We start from the raw sequence: 15,633 nt of genomic DNA, 5'->3' as shown, positions 1-15,633 counted from the left end.
TCGGTGAATACATCACCTCGGCTATCGCTTCTGTTGCCCTGTCCTACCTGTCCCACTATTCAAAATCGAAGTGGGACAGCTACAGGCGCCTAAATTCGGGGCTCTGGCCTACTGTCCTACCTTATTTAACTTTTCCTTGTGTATAGAGAGAAAGCTAAAAGCACGCGTGCGCGCCATGGGCGCGACTACGTGCCCGCTATGCTTACGTTGTGCATGGTGAGGGCAAAGGTTGGACAGTAGGACAGCCCAGCAACGGTGCGGCCTGCACTTGTCCGACTACCTCAAACGGCAGTCGGACAAGGCCGGACAGTAGGACAACAACAAGCGGAGTGACGCCAGGGGTCATGCAGCCGTCCCCATCAGCAAGCCATCGATGCTCACATGGGCATCATGCAGCCGGCGGTAGTAGGTCGGCGCACTGCATCCGCAGTGCAACATCTTCTGTGAGAGAAAGCTTTCGTGGTTGCAGTAGTGTTCCATCACCACCAAGGCAAGTTCTGGCGCCAGGTGCTTGTTGACGATCAGTTCAATATCCGCCGATTCGTCCAACAGCACCCGACTACCCCGAGTGCCACGTATCAGCTCGCCCTTGCACTCCATCAACATGGCGATCATGTTGCCTCCGCTCGCACCACCATAAGTTTCAGGAATTGGCGAATGCAGATCCTGCGCCCAGAGCTTAAGCATTTCATCGATTCGCTTAATCAAAGCAAGGCTCCTCTACCACCGCCTGCTGCAATGCAGCCGCACGTGCCCACGTTGCAGGCTTCTGATAGGCCCACTGTCGGACACCGCTTTTTGCCAACGCCGGCATACGTTTCTTCCGCCAGCCCAGCCGGTGCATGATCGCGCCGACTCGCATCTGCTCAGGCTTACCCCAATGCCCGAAATCGAGCTTGAGCGCCTGGGTCAGAATCTCATTGCCGGTAGCGGTCTCGCCGATCTGCGATTCTTCCAACCAGGTCAGGATTGGCCCTTCCCACTCGTCCACCACAAAGCGCTCGTCCTGTGCCTCGGCGAACATCCATGACTCGTCCTTCGTCACCCACCAGATATCGCCAGCCTCGAAGCAGAACACCGCCTCAGCCCACAACTGCTCGCGGATCTCACGCAGCTGCTCCAAGTCGACCTTGTTGCAGAACACCGGCCAGTAACGGCGGTTACCCGTGGCGTCCTTCAGGTATTCCTCTTGGTTGGTGGTACCCACGAACACACACTGGCGTGGCACATCGTTTGTTCTGCGGCCGTAGCTCTCGCGATAGGTGTCGGTGGACGCTGAGAAGAACTGCTTGGCCTTGGTGCTCTCAGCCTTGTTGAAACTGTCCAACTCCCCCAGCTCAACAATCCACTTGCCGCGAATCGCCTGAAAACTGTCCTTGTCGCCGAGGGCAAACGGCGTGTCCATAAACCACTCGCCGCCGAGAATACCCATGGCCGTGGACTTACCTTCACCCTGCCCACCTTCGAGGATCATCACCGAGTCAGCCTTACAGCCCGGGCGCATCACCCGAGCCACAGCCGAGATCGGCCAGCGCTTACCGACTTTGGCAGAATACTCACTGGCCTGGACGCCCAGCACATCGGTCAACCAGCTTTCCAGCCTAGGCACGCGGTCCCACTCAAGCTTCTCCAGATACTCGCGCACCGGGTGAAAAGAATGGTCATGGGCAACCACACTGACCGCTTCGATCACATGGGACGCTTTGACCCGCAGGTTGTATTGCTGCGCGAGCCACTTCATCACCCGCATGTCATCGATGTCGGCCCAATCGCCGGCACCGCCACCAAAAGGTGCGGACCGCAGTTTGACGATTTTGGAACTGAACACGCTATAACCGATGACGCCGACCCAACGTTCGTCATTGCCCAGGATCAGTTCGACATTCTGCATGTGCGCAATCAGGGAGCCGTTTTCGGTACGGGCCAGTTGATCCTTCCAACCACCAGCTGCAGGAGGTTTGACCACCGCCAACACCTGGCGGCGGACAGCCTCCAATCCTTCGGCAATATGCAAGTCGTTGAAGTCGGTCCACTTGATCTCACGCTCGCCCGAGAAGACGGGCCCGACCACCTGGCCACCGACGATTAACGCCGCGTTGTTGGCCTTTTCTTCACCTGGGTTCCAAGGCTCGCCATTGGGGCGTTTGCTTTTCCAATCATCGTCCCGGCAGAGGATCAACGGGCAACTGGGGAAACGCTCGCGCATGGCCTTGGAGACCGGAAGTAAGTTGCCCGCATCAAAGGCGATAGCCACTGTCAACGATGTCGCCATGTGCAGGCTAGCGCCCGTGGCGTAGCCCTCACATACCAGCACCGGCTCCCCCGGTTCAGGGTGCGGGCCAATCAGATGGAAAGCGCCCTCTTTCGACATGCCGTAGGGCCAGTAGGCCTTGTCGCGCCCTGTATCCTCTTGGACTGCCGGGAAGATCACCTGCAAACCGACGATCTGATCCCGCACGTTGCACATAGGTACTAAAAATGCGCCGGTACGAGGCGCATAGCGGACCTTGAAGCCGACAATTTGCTTTCGATCCAGATAGGCGCTCTTACCCTTCTCAGGCATACGCTTGAACAGACCAGCAGCCCGGTTGGCCGCACGCCGTGCAGCGTTGGCCGCGATCTCGGAAGCCTTGCGCTTTGCCTCTTCCTGACGAGCGCGCATAACTTCGCGCTCTTCGGGGCTCATACGCCCGGCCTTGACCTTAATTTTCTGGGTCTCGCCGGAACGCCAGTCACCGAAGCTGCCGAAGATCAGTGTTTCGTTTTTTTCGGTTCGATGCTCATGGACCACATACCATCCGTTCTTTTCCTTGCCTTTGTCCTGGGACGTTTTGCAGCGAGTCAGTTTGCCGAATACCAGTGGTTGTTCCGGTTCGAGTCCGTAGTCCGCGAATTGCCCCAATACCTCATCGAGCATGACGGACCTCCCGCGATTCAACAACGGACTGGCAAATAACACAAAGATCGCAACCCAACAGGGCAAGTCGGCGAGCCTCTGGGATCGGATCGTCGCAACTTACGCAAAACAGGAAAGAATGCGCCGCCAACACGGGCTTAGCAGCGTTGCGTGCTGCGAGGGCTTGATCAAGACGGTCCTGAACCAGGTCATTCGCAAAATCAGCAATATCAGCCATGAGCAGCCACCCGCGTTGTCTGATTGACGTACGTGGCTCGGTTGAACATCCCCAGAAGCCCTTGAATGCCGCGAAACACCTGCAGACGAATCTCGGCCAGTTCGCGATCCGTCACAACGCCGTCGCCAATGCTCTTGGCCCAGGTATCAGCCAAATCGGCGACTTGTCTGAAGTACTCTGCAATGCCCGTAGTCAAAGTCTCAGGCATATCGTTGGTATAGGCCTCGGCCAACTCCTGCCAAGTCGTGTCGCCGACCAGCGCATGCACTGCATCAAGAATGCGGCGATCCTTGGTCAGTTCGAGGATTTCGCCAAACTCCTGGATGTTCACAGAGTGACTGGGATGGGTGGGAGAGAGTTTGTGTTGCAGCGTGGTGGGGTTTCTGCCGGTGGTGATGGCAATTGCAGCGGCGCCACCAGGGTAATCCCGGGCAGCATGGTAAAGCGCTAGATCGAGCGGCAGGACTTCCCGCTGCGCCCGTTCGATACAACTCAGAGCGATTCGGCTCATGGCATTAATCCTTGAAAGTTGCCAGTGCCGCGCGGCGTGCAGTGGTGATACATTTGCCGCGTGGCTTGAAAGTGCCCAAACGCCGGCTAGATCTTCAGGATCGACACCGGCACCGTGCCGGGGCGAACAATCCGTTGTTCCCCCCTGGCGCAACAGCTGCCCAATCTGTGGTGGAAAAGGCAGCAACACCAAGGCATCCGTGCCTTGGAAAAGCGCGGTAAAGATCGACGGTTCGCATGTGGTGTGCCCGCCTATCTTTACTGCGACCCGACAGCGCTGTGGTGGTGCGTGCCGGGAGGAACTGGGCGGCCCTTGGGTCGCCTTTTTTCTGACTACGCTGCTTTGCTAGTTGAAATTGTTTCAATGATGCCGAAATGCTCCAGAACCTCAGCTAGTGAGACGCAACCTTCACTTTCACGAGTCAAGGACTTGATCAAAGAGACGCTGGGGTCCTTGCTCGCGTATTTGATGTGAAGACGCAGGTAGCTCACTGCAATCCGACACCGCATGGCATAAGCCGTGAGTGCATCTGAATCCAAATGGTTGATGTAGTCGCGCAGTTTCATGTGGTGTCCCTCCTAGACGGCCAATTTAACCATAAAGGTTAATTTTTACAATACCAAGAAAGACATTCACCTAAAAGGTTAATCAAGCCAGAATCGGCACATGAAAATCTCAGATACCCGCCTACAGAATTTCCGAAGAATATTGGCCGAGAGGAAGCTTCGTCTCACTGACGTTGCCGATCTTTTGGGCAAGGCACCCGCCCAAGTGAGCGCGTTCGGAGGCAAAAATCCTACAAAAGGCATCGGCGATCAGATTGCTCGAGAGATTGAAAAAGCACTGAGTCTTCACAATGGATATCTCGACATGCCCTATGGGCTTGACGAGTTCAACAATGCCACAGTGCTCAGCCATACAGGACGTAAGTTGCCAGTTATAGGATCAATTGCTGCTGGAGCTTGGTGCGAATCTCACAACAGCTTCGACCCCGCAGATGCTGAAGAATGGATTGATGCGCCAGGACCAGTTGGTCCACGGGCTTTTATTCTTCGCGTTGAAGGCATGAGCATGGAGCCAAAGTTCGTAGAGGGAGACAAGATTGTTATTGATCCCTCGCTTGAGGCCCTACCAGGCCATTTTGTAGCGGCGAAACGTACAAGTGATCAAGCAACAACTCTCAAGCAACTAAAACAGGAGGGAGGCGAGCAGTATCTTTTTGCAATCAACCCCGATTGGCCCGAACGAATTATTCGGATGACTGAGGAGTGGACTATTTGCGGACGCGCCAGGTGGAAAATCTCCGACCTTTAAACACGAATATCAATCCAAGTAAAGCTGGAAATTTCGTAAAAAGAAAAATCCAGCCTCCTACATTCAAGACTTTATTCTGGGCTCGCGCGGCAACAACGCTATCTCCCCAAGAAAAAGATATGTATGAATAACCGCAAGTTTAGCCTCTTGCGCTGTAACATCGACATGAACTCCTTTACAAGTCTTTTCATAGATAGCATCTAATCTAGCAGCTAAAAACTCCAATTCCGAACTTAGTATTGCTTCATTACTGCCACTATCAGTCCGCTCAGCCATGTAGGCCAAAAGCCTATTTTTATACTGCTCTTCACCAACCTTTCTAGGCTTTCCTTTCGAGTCCAGCCAATCCGTTACCGACGCGGGAAAAAGAGAGTCTGCGACTGTCATTAGCAAACGCCTACAGGAAGTAAGCGCCGCTGTCCGAGATTCTATTGAGTTATCTGCAATACGTTCGTTTATAGCTACTATTTTTTCAGCAGCTTTCGGGCAATGCGCTCGTACAAAACTATCAATCTCTTGTCGTGCCCCTTCAAATATATCCTGCGCTGCATCCCCCAACTCAAGAGCAAGATACATATCAGTAGCGTAGTTATGCAGCCCAGCCATTAACGAGACAAAAATAGATTTATTATTTGAATAGTTATCCTTAATAACCTTGTGAAGTTTAATCTGATTGCCAAGTAATTGTTCCGTGGCATTCTTTTCTACAAAATCTTTAACTGCTCCAACGGCTCCTGGAGAAAAACTATCAAGGCTCGACTGTGCGCCGTAAACATTCGCCTCTATTTGCGAAAGACTCTGAATACGATAAGTTCCCGCAACCTCATCAAATCTACCAGAGGAAATTGCATAAGCCTCACAACTACCTAATTCACTAAAATCAAAATCTTTCGGATACCCTTTCGTTTCATAATCTAACCAAAGCTGAGCGTCAGCATCGCGCATCAATCTTGCAAGCCGCTTGGCTCGCATCAATATTTTGTCAACTGATGACGATGAAGTTTCTAGATCATCTAGAAGCGATCCAGCCACAGCGCGAGCCTCACTGATCCTTGTGTTTTTTTCCGTCATACCTTTCCCCTCTGAAATGCCAATGCCAATGCCTATGCCCATGCCCATGCCCATGCCCATGCCCATGAACATCATCATGACATCATAAAAAATTGACGGGTAGAGCGTGCACGACCCTCAAAAATTCGCAAATCGCCTACAAAATACCAAATAGATTAACTTTTCTTGACATGTTTACCATATAGGTTAACTTTGCCAAACTCTTTCACCACAGAGCGAGGCAACACAATGCACACCACAGCCACTCTCCACGTCCATCCAACCGCTGCTGACCCCCTCCGCATCTTCGAGATTCGCCGTCTGGCCCGCGAATACGGTTGCTCATTTGTCACCAGCAAGCCCAAGCCAAAAGCCCGTCTCACGCCTGCACCATTCGACCCGAACGGCGGAGGGCACGCGGCATGAGCAAATTCAAACTCGACAACCGTACCCTGCAACTGCTCAAGGCACAGGTCAACCTGAGTGAGACGTTCAATCACACTCTTCGGTCCATGCCTCTGCGGGAAGCCCTGACGTTTCGACTAAAGGTAGAACGCAGCACCACTGATACCCTCTTCAGCGTCGAACTGGGCAGCGAGCGCCATACGCTGACCTTGCTGAACGAAAAAAAGATGCATCTCAAGTTGGCCGACTTCATCGAAGAAATCGCCAACGGTCCTATTGACCCCAGCAACACCGCCGCCCCACTGAATCTCCCCCACGCAAGTCGCCAATATGCTCGGTTTGATATCGAGAACAAACAGAGAGTGTTCGAGCTTGTACGCACTGGCGGCGCGTTGAGCCTCGACATGGGCTTCGACCTCCCCATCCATGTCGCCATCCATCGCACACAAACGCGCCCTGGCGTCACCACCATCATGAGCATCGGCGTGAAACGCCCACGCACAAAATGCTTCACCGTGTGCGGTAGCGATGCCGAGATCTACGAGCAAGTGGCTGAATCCATCAATCACCTGGCTGCCGTGGCTACTCCCGCCGCGCATGCAGCCTAGGAGGCCGAGATGGAACGTAGCTTGGAAAAAGCCGCCAAGTACTTCGGTCTCACCCGACCAAAGCTGATCGCACTTATGCGCGAGAAAGGCCTTCTCAACCGCCGCAACCTGCCCGCATTCCCGGTTCGCGACCGCGAGTATCTGCGGATCAAGGACGGTACCTGGTATCACGAAACCGCTGGCATGCAATACAGCCAGTCGACCAAGGTCCGGCAAGCCGGCATACGCTGGCTGGCCGAGCAGCTGGGGCTCGAACTGCCCGCTATTCCGGCCGACAACCGTGACGTGGCCTAGGGAGTACGCCCGCCAGATCGTCGCCATGCGCACACGTGAGGAGCGCAACGCCGCGCTCCTCGAAGTGCCTGAACATCTGCGGGAGCTAACCAAAACGCATTGCCTCAATGCATGGAATCACCCCAAAAGGAGAAAACCACATGAACAGCAGCCTGGTTGATCGACACCTCATTGATCTGCTGGAAGAGGAACTCAAGTGTTTACACCCCATAAAAACGAACAAGGACGCGGCATGAAAGACGCCAACCAAAATCCCCTACGCCTGATGCCGGCTCCGGAATCAGTCACTGTAGAACTGCTCTACCGCATTTTCGGCGACGTACTTATCCCGCTGGAAAAAGTGCGTGAACAGTATTTCCGCAACCTCAACGAGCAGTCGTTTGTGGCTGAAATTTTCAATGGCCGAATCCAACTGCCGATCACCACGCTGGACAACAGCCGTAAGGCACCGAAGTACGCGCACATCCGGCACGTCGCCTCGCTGATTGATATCCGTGCCTACAAAGCCGACGAAGAAATGCTGCGACCGCGGAACGAAGCACCCGAGTAAACCCCACAACCACACGGCTGCCACCACCAGCCAACAATACTTCATGGAGCACACCACATGACCGCAATACAAATCTGCGCTCTGCTCAGCCTCATATTTGGCGCCACCCTTCTCTACTGGGTCGGTTATCGAGGTTGCTTGCTCGATGGCTGTGCCGAGCTCCACCGACCACCAGCGGCTGATGGACCAACTGGCAATCAAACATCGGAGGAAAGCGGCATAGAGATCCAGCGGCAGACCATCGAGGCCTCAACCGCTTTGCTCTGCAACGTCGGAGTGGTCGACGCACAAGAAACAAAGAGTCTCTGCTGCGTAGCAGCAGGCATTTCTAAGCCTGTCAACGCCACTGCCGAGGCGCTTATACCCCACGAAAAGCTGCGCGAGGCAGCCCACTTTGATGCAACGCTAATCGCTCAGTATCGCCCGCTCGCGCAGCCTGCTGTGGGCTATACGCCCCCATTAAGCGCGCGATTCGTGCCCAGTGCATCCGATGGCCAGCGGCTCAGGACTGTCGAGCCCGCCTCCCATCAAAAATGCAGCAAACACCATCAGTTCGAAGGTATCGAGCAACGGGTCAGGGAGATCAATCATGGAAGCTGAAATCCTTTCGGACGAAGAGCTGGCGCATATCACCGGCTACAAGGCCAGGGCCTACCAACGTCGCTGGCTGGATGATCGCCAGTGGCTCTATGTCGAAAGTCGTGGCAAGCGTCCATTGGTAGGAAGGATGTATGCCCGGATGAAGCTCGGCGTGATCACGCCAACCAACATTACCCCCACCCCATTGCCAGCCGCGCCCGTATGGACGCCCGACTTCTCGCGAGTGAACTGATATGCGCCCCCGCAAAACCGCAACCCGCCATTTGCCGCCTCGGATGTATCAATGGTCGCGGCCACGTAAGAGCGGGAAAACCTGGATCGCCTATTACTACCTGGACTCCACAGGAAAGGCGATCCCACTGGGCAAGGATCTCGACCAAGCCAGGCTCAAGTGGGCGGAACTCGAAGCCAAGGAAATACCACTGGACTTGCGGACTATGAAGGGGATTTTTGACCGCTATATTCGCGACATTGTCCCGAAGAAGGCGCTCCGCACACAGAGAGACAACCTTTCAGAGATCAAACAGCTGCGACCACTTTTCGACAATGCCCCCATCGACTCAATCACGCCGGCCACGATCGCTGGTTATCGAGACGCTCGAACTGCAAAGGTCCGGGCCAACCGTGAAATAGCCACGCTCTCTCACGTATTCAATATGGCACGTGAGTGGGGTCTGACCTCCAAAGAAAATCCCTGTCAGGGTGTACGCAAGAACAAGGAGAAGCCTCGGGACTATTACGCGAACGATGCGGTTTGGGATGCTGTTTACAAGAAAGCAGCTCAAGAGCTGAAAGATGCGATGGACCTTGCCTACCTGACAGGGCAACGGCCGGCCGACGTCCTAGTCATGCGCAAGGATGATATCGAAGGGGGGTATTTAATGGTGCAGCAGAGCAAAACGCACAAGAAGCTGCGTATCCAGATGACTACCAGCGGTTCGGAAAACAGCCTGGGTATGCTGATCGCAAAAATCGCAGAGCGAAACGCTCAGCACGTTTCGAGTTACCTGATTGTGAGTGTGCGTGGGAAGCGTATGACAGCCAAGATGCTTCGCGACCGCTGGGATAAGGCCCGGGAAATGGCCAAGAAAGAGGCGATCGAGACTGGCGACATGCTGCTTGCTGGAAGAATCAGCAGCTTTCAGTTTCGGGACATCAGGCCAAAAGCCGCGTCGGAAATTACTGACATCGGCGAGGCGAGCCTGCTCTTGGGACATACCAAGGGTGACATAACTGAACGCGTTTACCGTCGCGTCGGCGCCATTGCGAAGCCGTCAAAATAGCGGAAAACGCGTTACGAAACACCCGCTGAAAAATTTATCCAATCTGTTGCATCGACCGGTTGAATCCACAGCCAAGAGAAGACGTTCAATAAATGGATCTACTCCCGTTTTCACCGGGCAATTTTGACCTAGAGGGACCATCCCGGTTGTTTCTCCTCCCTGCTCTACGCTAGTCTCAATGCTTGGTTGGTCCACCACGCAAAAGGGACTTTCCGCTATGGCATACAACTGCCGTGCCTTTGCAAACAGCGCACTACTATGCGTTGAACTCCCCAAGAATATGGTCAGAGACTGCTTGAACGGTGATTAAAACCGTTATTTGGCTCACAGGATGCTCCGTGTACCACAGGCTGCTCATTAAAAATAACTTAGATGCCAAGGAAAATTTATGTCGATAATATTTTGCAATATTGGCTGGATGGAACGCTACGACGGCATAGATGGGGACTCTATCCAGCGCGGCGGCTCGTACAATAATGATTCGATTGGACATGAGGTCTGCAACTTTACCAATGCAAATGGAAAGGTCTATGGATACGTTCAGTCTACCGGTCGCATCAGTGTCGAAAAGTTAGGGGCCAAAAAGGGCGAGGAATATGCAGATGGCGTAACTGTTGTATGGACTGCCGGACCAGATAGTGGTGGCACAGCAGTGGTCGGTTGGTACAAGAACGCCACCGTTTATCGCGAGCTCCAGCGGATTAGTAAGCCATCAAAAAACCACAGAAAAAATGAAATAGAAGTCTATCGAATTTCAGCATCTGCTGGTGATGTTAGGTTGCTGCCTGCTTACGAACGCGAGTTCATGATTCCGCGCGCGGTGAAAGGAGGCATTGGTCAAAGCAATGTCTGGTACGCGGACAAGCCAGAAAGTGCGGAGTTAGTCGATAAGGTCCTTCTCCTGATTGAACGAGACTCCAGGCCCGATAGACTGCCAGACGTGGATTCGGAAGCGTTTGGATCAGAGGGAAACCCTCGACTAGTTTCACATTTCCGCCGTGAGAGAAACAGCACCATCGTCAAAAAGAAGAGAGCCGCGGTTTTGGCCGCAACTGGTGCACTGTGCTGTGAGGTTTGTGGCTTCGACTTTGAAAAGGTATACGGAAAGCATGGTGAAAAATTCTGCGAAGTCCACCACCTCACCCCTCTGCACAAATCGGATCGCAATACTAAGACAAAGCTTAGCGAGCTGGCTGTAGTTTGCTCAAACTGTCATCGAATTATTCACCGAATGAGCCCCATGCCAAGCATTAGCGGGTTAAAAAATGTGATTTTTGATAACTAAATGAAAAATAGGCCTGCGCTCGACTCCTCATCAATCAAAATGAACAAGTCGTGTGTTAGGCGCAAAAATGGCAACCAACATGACAAAGCGTACGCAACCAGAAAAGAAGCTGAGAGCTATAAAAAGACTTGCGGAATTATTTCGCGATCATTGGGAAGAAAGTAGGGTTGGCAGCACCAGGATTTTTGAACACGTAATACCTGATGAGTGGCTGATATGCGGAAAATCATCAAACGGAGGAAATTATAGAGAGCATATTGTGCCATGTGTCCTCATCCGTGACCAAAGCATAAAAATGTATCAAGAAGGCAAGATTATCGAAGATGTGGCAAAGATGATTGAGCGGCATCTTGCGATTGTTCTAATTTCAGAAGAAGAAAAAGATCGGTTGGATAAACAACGTGGCTGGAAAACGACCATGCCTGAAGGTTGGGTGTTTGGATCTGGAGATCCATTTGCGAGATTGACCTTATCTGGAATTAAGTTTTCCTGAGAATACGCCTAAATCGTTCGCACTTGTAACTGGGTGGTTACATGACGCGGTCTCTTCTCAACCTGAACAAAGCGAATAGCCTCTTTGGGTCGACTGCCGCCCTTCGCGGCGGACAGCAATCGGCCAAAAGCAATCGGTCGATGGTATTACGATAATTCGACGTAACTCTAAATACTACCGAACTACATCGACTATGCAAGTGCAGGTACCCTGTAGGTTCAAGCAGGTGCTACTGGCAGCTCGGCCGCTACTCACAATTAAGAGGGAAGCAACAATACAAATTTTAAGTCAACCTAATGCCCCGTTGCTAACCTAAAGCAATGCTTTCGAAAGCGCCTTTCCGAAGATAACAGAGGATAGCAATTCACCTAAAGCTGCTTTTAGATCTTCTATATTTTCGCAAATGTATTCTCTACCTTCAAAGCTTAACATGCAGGGGAACCCGCTAACATGCTGGCGCCACCTTGCTACCTCGGCATAAATTTTATTTTCGGTTTTACTGCTCAACGATATGATATCTGACTTAGTATTCTCACTTGCTGGGCTTTCTAAACCCATAGCGCTTATGGCAGCAACTTTTGAATTTAGACTCATTGTTCTAGTGATTTTAAGCTTTCCATCCGTGTAATCAGATAACTCTGCATTTAATTCACTGAAAATGGCTGTTACAGCGTTTAGGTTTTGATCCGCCGCTTCGGCTTTAGCGATGCCGGATTTTATCGAGTCTAAAAATTTCATGGCTAATTCCTTACAAGATGGCTCAATACGGGGTAGTGGTCGGAAACATCGCTCCAGACCATTTCAGATTCAAGCATAGAGATGTCGCCCACAACTGATCCTGCACATTCAAATCTCCAATCTCGTAAAAAATGAGAAGAGAAAAGTATCTGGTCATAGATCGCACCTCCGCTTCCCTCGATTGCAGAGGTGTGAATGTATGATCCTTGCGGGAACGTACCTTCGCGTGGCCCTAGGCACCCCCAGTAAGGGTTGTAAAAGTAATGCGGTCGCTTACGCACGAACTCTACATCTCGACTAGCGCCTATCCCACTTACTATTGAGTCATGATACGGTTCGTCATTATAGTCGCCTAGAAGAATAATTGGAGAACTTGGACTTTCATCCATAAATTCAGTAACTTTTGTACGCAGAGCCTGGCCGAGCCGAAGACGATTTACACTTCCTTCTGCAAATGTTTGTCTACTTTGCCAGTGAGAAAGCCCAACAAATAATTTTTCGCCAGTCATGAATTGGAGCTGAGCAAACACCCCCGCCTTCAACCACGTATTAGTCAGGGCATCTCTTATATTGGCGGAATCTAGAGCAATTGCTGCGGAAAATTTGTCAGAGTTATAGATCAAGCAAAAATCATCAATTGACTTTCCGCCCGCATACAAGTCAAGGACCTTGTAGCGTTCTAAGTTATGATCCTCTAACAATACTTCCAAATGACTGACATGCTTTCTCGCCACTTCGCACAGGCCTAAAATATCCACGCCTCGCTCTAGCAACTCACATATTGCCAAGTTAAATCCATCGGTTATGGCATATTGGGTTGCTCCATTTTTCGGTGGGGATAGCCGACAGTTCCACCAAGCGCATATTAACTCCACAGTCTCACCCAGCTGCCGAAAATTTTCCGTTGGAAGCATTGTAGCTTCCGTTTACCTAACTCCACTACCCCAATATAGCGGTTGTGGTAGCAGTGATCACGTCCTCAAGGCGACCGTCCATTGTAATTTTTCATGCGCGCCAAAATTCATCGAATTCACACCGATGAATGGATGCTGATTTTGTGGACGATTTTCATGCCTGGTTCTGGTCGATAGCTATCTACGGTGTAAGACAGCTATGGGTCCAGGCTGTGTGAAAACGCACTGAGTACGTCGATAACGGAGAGTTGCGTGCGTTGCCTGCGAAACAGCAGACGGAAGCGCGAATTACCTTAGTCAGCTACATAGGTGTTCGTAAATGCGATTTGGGCCGCGCCAGCGGCCCAAATCGCTACTAACGGGCGAGCAAGCGGCTGGACTCACGCCCTGATCGCTTCAAGCAATCCTGCAATGCCGAAGATGCTCATCATTCGCTTGAGGTTGTAGGCGAGCACATGAAGGCTCATCTCGGTGCTTACCCTCGGCAGGGTTTTGGTCAGGAAGTGGGTACTTCCCATCCAGTATTTGAGCGTTCCAAAAGGATGTTCAACGGTCTGGCGGCGACGCCTCATCATCGTTGGATCATGATCCAGCCGAGCCTGCATTGCATCGACTACGGCTTCATGTTCCCAGCGCTTTACCCGGCGTTCTTTACTCGTGGTGCATTGCTTTTGCATTGAGCAGGACTGGCAGCCCGAGAAGTAGTAACAATGCAATAACATGCCGTCTTCCACCGACGAATACCGCCGGGTCAGTAACTGTCCCGCTGGGCATCGATACTCGTCCGATGCAGCAACGTAGATGAAGTCCTGCTTGCCAAATCGGCCTTCGGCTTTGCTGCCAGATGTGAGGGGTTTCGGTACGAAGGTAGTGATGCCGGCTTGCTCGCAAGCAAGGATTTCCAGACCTTTGTAATAGCCTCGGTCGGCCACCACCGTTAGCGATTCAGCCTCGATTTCTTCACGCGCCTGGTTCGCCATATTGCTCAGTTGCCCACGATCATTACCAACATTGGTCACCTCATGGGCAATGATCAGATGGTGTTTGTCGTCGACAGCTGTTTGGACGTTGTAACCAACTGTTCCGGTGCCTCGGCCGCTCGTGGCCATTGAGCGTGCATCTGGATCGGTAAGAGAGATTTGCTGGTCTGGACTGTCGTGGAGCTGCGCCTCGATGTCCTTGAGTTTCTGCATCTGCTTTTTCAGCGTTTCTATCTTTTCTTTCAACCGCTCGGCCTTGGCCTCGGCTACTTCGGGTGTTGCCCGATCCGCCGAATCCATCGCTGTTAGATAACGGTCAATGCTCTGTTCAATCTGCTGCATGCGTGCCTTCACTTTGCCCTGGGTGAAGTTACGGTCGCGATTATTGACGGCTTTGAATTTGCTGCCATCGATGGCGATGATTGATTGGGAGAAGAGATTGAGGTTGCGACAAAGCACTACGAATTGCCGGCAGACGCTGCGAATAGCTTTGCCGTTGTCTTTGCGAAAGTCGGCAATGGTTTTGAAGTCCGGAGCCAAACGTCCCGTCAGCCACATCAACTCGACATTGCGCTCGGCCTCGCGCTCCAGCCGGCGGCTGGACTGAATCCGATTCAGGTAGCCGTAGATATAGATCTTCAGCAAGATCGCTGGATGGTAGGCCGGACGCCCCGTTGCAGCAGGATCAACACCTTCAAATCCAAGTGCACCCAGGTCGAGTTCATCGACGAAAACGTCGACCACTCGCACTGGATTTTCTTCGGCTACGTAATCGTCCAAGCACTCAGGCAGCAACGTGACTTGCGTCCGAGCCTCACCTTCAATGAATCGCTTCATGATCGCCCCCAATACGATCTAGACGATCAGAAGGTTAGACAAACACTGGCGTTTTCACACAGCCTGGGTCGAACTCGGTCGTTCGGGACAGGCAGTAGTCCGCCAGAAGCGAGCCTGCTCTTGGGGCATACCGAGGGCGACATATATGAACGTGTTTACCGTCGCATCGGCACCATTGCGAAATCGTCAAAATAACGGAAAAACGCGTTACAAAACGCTGATGCAACCCCTTGTAGAATGCGGCCTGCGGCGGAGCCAAAAAACAAACGTATTAGAACGTAATCATGCTACAGGCCACGAATTACGGGCGTTTGTATCTCGGACTTGAAAACCGTCGACTGTAACAGGTCCATGAGTTCGAATCCCATCGCCTCCGCCATCTTTATACGACAAAGCCCTGATTATTCAGGGCTTTGTCGTTTCTGGGGTTTGGACCAAGGACGCGTCGGTGATTCCATCGTTTCCGCATCTTTTTTGCCAATTTCCGCAATCCCCTAAAAAACCTTCGGCAAAAAATTCCTGAGCCGCCTCTCCCTCCGACGCCCTCCCAGTCGCTTGAAACTCCCCTCACTAGCTCAATTTTCTACTGCTAGAGGAATCGCGATGCCAAACTCAGACTGGCTCCCGTCCCTGCTTT

At 52.2% G+C, this 15,633-nt stretch carries 18 protein-coding genes; 9 read left to right on the top strand and 9 right to left on the bottom strand.

The annotated features are described in order from the left end of the window. Positions 1-342 precede the first annotated feature (342 nt). From B0D71_RS00960 to B0D71_RS00940, 5 genes are all read right to left on the bottom strand, one after another. A complete protein-coding gene (locus B0D71_RS00960; RefSeq protein WP_103393061.1) occupies positions 343-708 on the bottom strand; it encodes a PA0613 family protein in 366 nt (121 codons plus the stop codon). Continuing rightward, positions 701-2,917 (bottom strand): VapE domain-containing protein, encoded by a 2,217-nt coding sequence (locus B0D71_RS00955; RefSeq protein WP_103393060.1) that lies wholly within the window; start codon positions 2,915-2,917, stop codon positions 701-703. The genes B0D71_RS00960 and B0D71_RS00955 overlap by 8 nt, the downstream gene beginning before the upstream one ends. After that, entirely contained in the window at positions 2,907-3,134 is a 228-nt protein-coding gene (locus tag B0D71_RS00950) for a TraR/DksA family transcriptional regulator (RefSeq protein ID WP_103393059.1), read from the bottom strand. Before B0D71_RS00950 ends, B0D71_RS00955 begins: the two co-directional genes overlap by 11 nt. Continuing rightward, positions 3,127-3,645, bottom strand: coding sequence for a phage regulatory CII family protein (locus B0D71_RS00945; protein ID WP_165798668.1), 519 nt, complete (start codon positions 3,643-3,645; stop codon positions 3,127-3,129). The genes B0D71_RS00950 and B0D71_RS00945 overlap by 8 nt, the downstream gene beginning before the upstream one ends. A 332-nt stretch (positions 3,646-3,977) precedes the next feature. Beyond that, entirely contained in the window at positions 3,978-4,211 is a 234-nt protein-coding gene (locus B0D71_RS00940) for a hypothetical protein (protein WP_103393058.1), read from the bottom strand. A 100-nt stretch (positions 4,212-4,311) separates the two neighbouring features. Here B0D71_RS00940 and B0D71_RS00935 point away from each other — a divergent pair, with 100 nt between their 5' ends. Further along, positions 4,312-4,959, top strand: coding sequence for a LexA family protein (locus B0D71_RS00935; RefSeq protein WP_103393057.1), 648 nt, complete (start codon positions 4,312-4,314; stop codon positions 4,957-4,959). A gap of 63 nt (positions 4,960-5,022) precedes the next feature. Here B0D71_RS00935 and B0D71_RS00930 read toward each other — a convergent pair whose 3' ends face one another. After that, positions 5,023-6,096, bottom strand: coding sequence for an AbiTii domain-containing protein (locus B0D71_RS00930; protein WP_240635650.1), 1,074 nt, complete (start codon positions 6,094-6,096; stop codon positions 5,023-5,025). Between the two features lie 335 nt (positions 6,097-6,431). Between B0D71_RS00930 and B0D71_RS00925 the strand changes: the two genes are divergently transcribed. The 8 genes from B0D71_RS00925 (at position 6,432) to B0D71_RS31170 (ending at position 11,527) form a co-directional block, all read left to right on the top strand. Then, positions 6,432-7,022 (top strand): hypothetical protein, encoded by a 591-nt coding sequence (locus B0D71_RS00925; RefSeq protein ID WP_103393055.1) that lies wholly within the window; start codon positions 6,432-6,434, stop codon positions 7,020-7,022. Positions 7,023-7,031: 9 nt separating this feature from the next. Continuing rightward, a complete protein-coding gene (locus tag B0D71_RS00920) occupies positions 7,032-7,316 on the top strand; it encodes a phage antirepressor KilAC domain-containing protein (protein WP_103393054.1) in 285 nt (94 codons plus the stop codon). Between the two features lie 232 nt (positions 7,317-7,548). Continuing rightward, entirely contained in the window at positions 7,549-7,866 is a 318-nt protein-coding gene (locus B0D71_RS00915) for a pyocin activator PrtN family protein (protein ID WP_103393053.1), read from the top strand. Between the two features lie 57 nt (positions 7,867-7,923). Continuing rightward, on the top strand, positions 7,924-8,466 hold the full coding sequence (locus tag B0D71_RS31545; protein ID WP_205885983.1) for a hypothetical protein: 543 nt from the start codon (positions 7,924-7,926) through the stop codon (positions 8,464-8,466). Then, the gene (locus tag B0D71_RS00905; RefSeq protein WP_103393052.1) at positions 8,456-8,698 is read left to right on the top strand and encodes a DUF4224 domain-containing protein; all 243 of its coding nucleotides are present in this window, start codon (positions 8,456-8,458) and stop codon (positions 8,696-8,698) included. Before B0D71_RS31545 ends, B0D71_RS00905 begins: the two co-directional genes overlap by 11 nt. A gap of 1 nt (position 8,699) precedes the next feature. Next, positions 8,700-9,749 carry a phage integrase gene (locus B0D71_RS00900; RefSeq protein ID WP_103393051.1) on the top strand — a complete coding sequence of 350 codons (1,050 nt, stop codon included), beginning with the start codon at positions 8,700-8,702 and terminating at the stop codon, positions 9,747-9,749. Positions 9,750-10,137: 388 nt separating this feature from the next. Beyond that, entirely contained in the window at positions 10,138-11,034 is an 897-nt protein-coding gene (locus B0D71_RS00895) for an HNH endonuclease (RefSeq protein WP_103393050.1), read from the top strand. 67 nt (positions 11,035-11,101) lie between these two features. After that, the gene (locus B0D71_RS31170) at positions 11,102-11,527 is read left to right on the top strand and encodes a hypothetical protein (RefSeq protein ID WP_133160906.1); all 426 of its coding nucleotides are present in this window, start codon (positions 11,102-11,104) and stop codon (positions 11,525-11,527) included. A 312-nt stretch (positions 11,528-11,839) separates the two neighbouring features. On the opposite strand, the gene B0D71_RS00890 is transcribed toward B0D71_RS31170, so the two are convergent. The 3 genes from B0D71_RS00890 to B0D71_RS00885 form a co-directional block, all read right to left on the bottom strand. Then, positions 11,840-12,265 carry a hypothetical protein gene (locus tag B0D71_RS00890; protein WP_103393049.1) on the bottom strand — a complete coding sequence of 142 codons (426 nt, stop codon included), beginning with the start codon at positions 12,263-12,265 and terminating at the stop codon, positions 11,840-11,842. 2 nt (positions 12,266-12,267) lie between these two features. Further along, positions 12,268-13,179 (bottom strand): endonuclease/exonuclease/phosphatase family protein, encoded by a 912-nt coding sequence (locus B0D71_RS31165; protein WP_276310310.1) that lies wholly within the window; start codon positions 13,177-13,179, stop codon positions 12,268-12,270. Positions 13,180-13,559: 380 nt separating this feature from the next. Then, positions 13,560-14,996, bottom strand: coding sequence for an IS1182 family transposase (locus tag B0D71_RS00885; RefSeq protein ID WP_103393048.1), 1,437 nt, complete (start codon positions 14,994-14,996; stop codon positions 13,560-13,562). Positions 14,997-15,633: the final 637 nt, after the last annotated feature.

The organism is Pseudomonas laurylsulfativorans (genome assembly GCF_002906155.1).
GTDB classification, from domain to species: Bacteria; Pseudomonadota; Gammaproteobacteria; order Pseudomonadales; family Pseudomonadaceae; genus Aquipseudomonas; species Aquipseudomonas laurylsulfativorans.
The sequence above is the reverse complement of the archived record's forward strand: the minus strand, read 5'-3'. Positions and strand labels throughout refer to the sequence as shown.

Excerpts from the sequence above, each read along its gene's own strand:
- B0D71_RS00955 (WP_103393060.1), bottom strand. The coding sequence starts at position 2,917 with ATGCTCGATGAGGTATTGGGGCAATTCGCGGACTACGGACTCGAACCG.
- B0D71_RS00950 (WP_103393059.1), bottom strand. The coding sequence starts at position 3,134 with ATGGCTGATATTGCTGATTTTGCGAATGACCTGGTTCAGGACCGTCTT.
- B0D71_RS00945 (WP_165798668.1), bottom strand. The coding sequence starts at position 3,645 with ATGAGCCGAATCGCTCTGAGTTGTATCGAACGGGCGCAGCGGGAAGTC.
- B0D71_RS00940 (WP_103393058.1), bottom strand. The coding sequence starts at position 4,211 with ATGAAACTGCGCGACTACATCAACCATTTGGATTCAGATGCACTCACG.
- B0D71_RS00935 (WP_103393057.1), top strand. The coding sequence starts at position 4,312 with ATGAAAATCTCAGATACCCGCCTACAGAATTTCCGAAGAATATTGGCC.
- B0D71_RS00930 (WP_240635650.1), bottom strand. The coding sequence starts at position 6,096 with ATGGGCATGGGCATGGGCATGGGCATGGGCATAGGCATTGGCATTGGC.
- B0D71_RS00925 (WP_103393055.1), top strand. The coding sequence starts at position 6,432 with ATGAGCAAATTCAAACTCGACAACCGTACCCTGCAACTGCTCAAGGCA.
- B0D71_RS00920 (WP_103393054.1), top strand. The coding sequence starts at position 7,032 with ATGGAACGTAGCTTGGAAAAAGCCGCCAAGTACTTCGGTCTCACCCGA.
- B0D71_RS00915 (WP_103393053.1), top strand. The coding sequence starts at position 7,549 with ATGAAAGACGCCAACCAAAATCCCCTACGCCTGATGCCGGCTCCGGAA.
- B0D71_RS31545 (WP_205885983.1), top strand. The coding sequence starts at position 7,924 with ATGACCGCAATACAAATCTGCGCTCTGCTCAGCCTCATATTTGGCGCC.
- B0D71_RS00905 (WP_103393052.1), top strand. The coding sequence starts at position 8,456 with ATGGAAGCTGAAATCCTTTCGGACGAAGAGCTGGCGCATATCACCGGC.
- B0D71_RS00900 (WP_103393051.1), top strand. The coding sequence starts at position 8,700 with ATGCGCCCCCGCAAAACCGCAACCCGCCATTTGCCGCCTCGGATGTAT.
- B0D71_RS00895 (WP_103393050.1), top strand. The coding sequence starts at position 10,138 with ATGTCGATAATATTTTGCAATATTGGCTGGATGGAACGCTACGACGGC.
- B0D71_RS31170 (WP_133160906.1), top strand. The coding sequence starts at position 11,102 with ATGGCAACCAACATGACAAAGCGTACGCAACCAGAAAAGAAGCTGAGA.
- B0D71_RS00890 (WP_103393049.1), bottom strand. The coding sequence starts at position 12,265 with ATGAAATTTTTAGACTCGATAAAATCCGGCATCGCTAAAGCCGAAGCG.
- B0D71_RS31165 (WP_276310310.1), bottom strand. The coding sequence starts at position 13,179 with ATGCTTCCAACGGAAAATTTTCGGCAGCTGGGTGAGACTGTGGAGTTA.
- B0D71_RS00885 (WP_103393048.1), bottom strand. The coding sequence starts at position 14,996 with ATGAAGCGATTCATTGAAGGTGAGGCTCGGACGCAAGTCACGTTGCTG.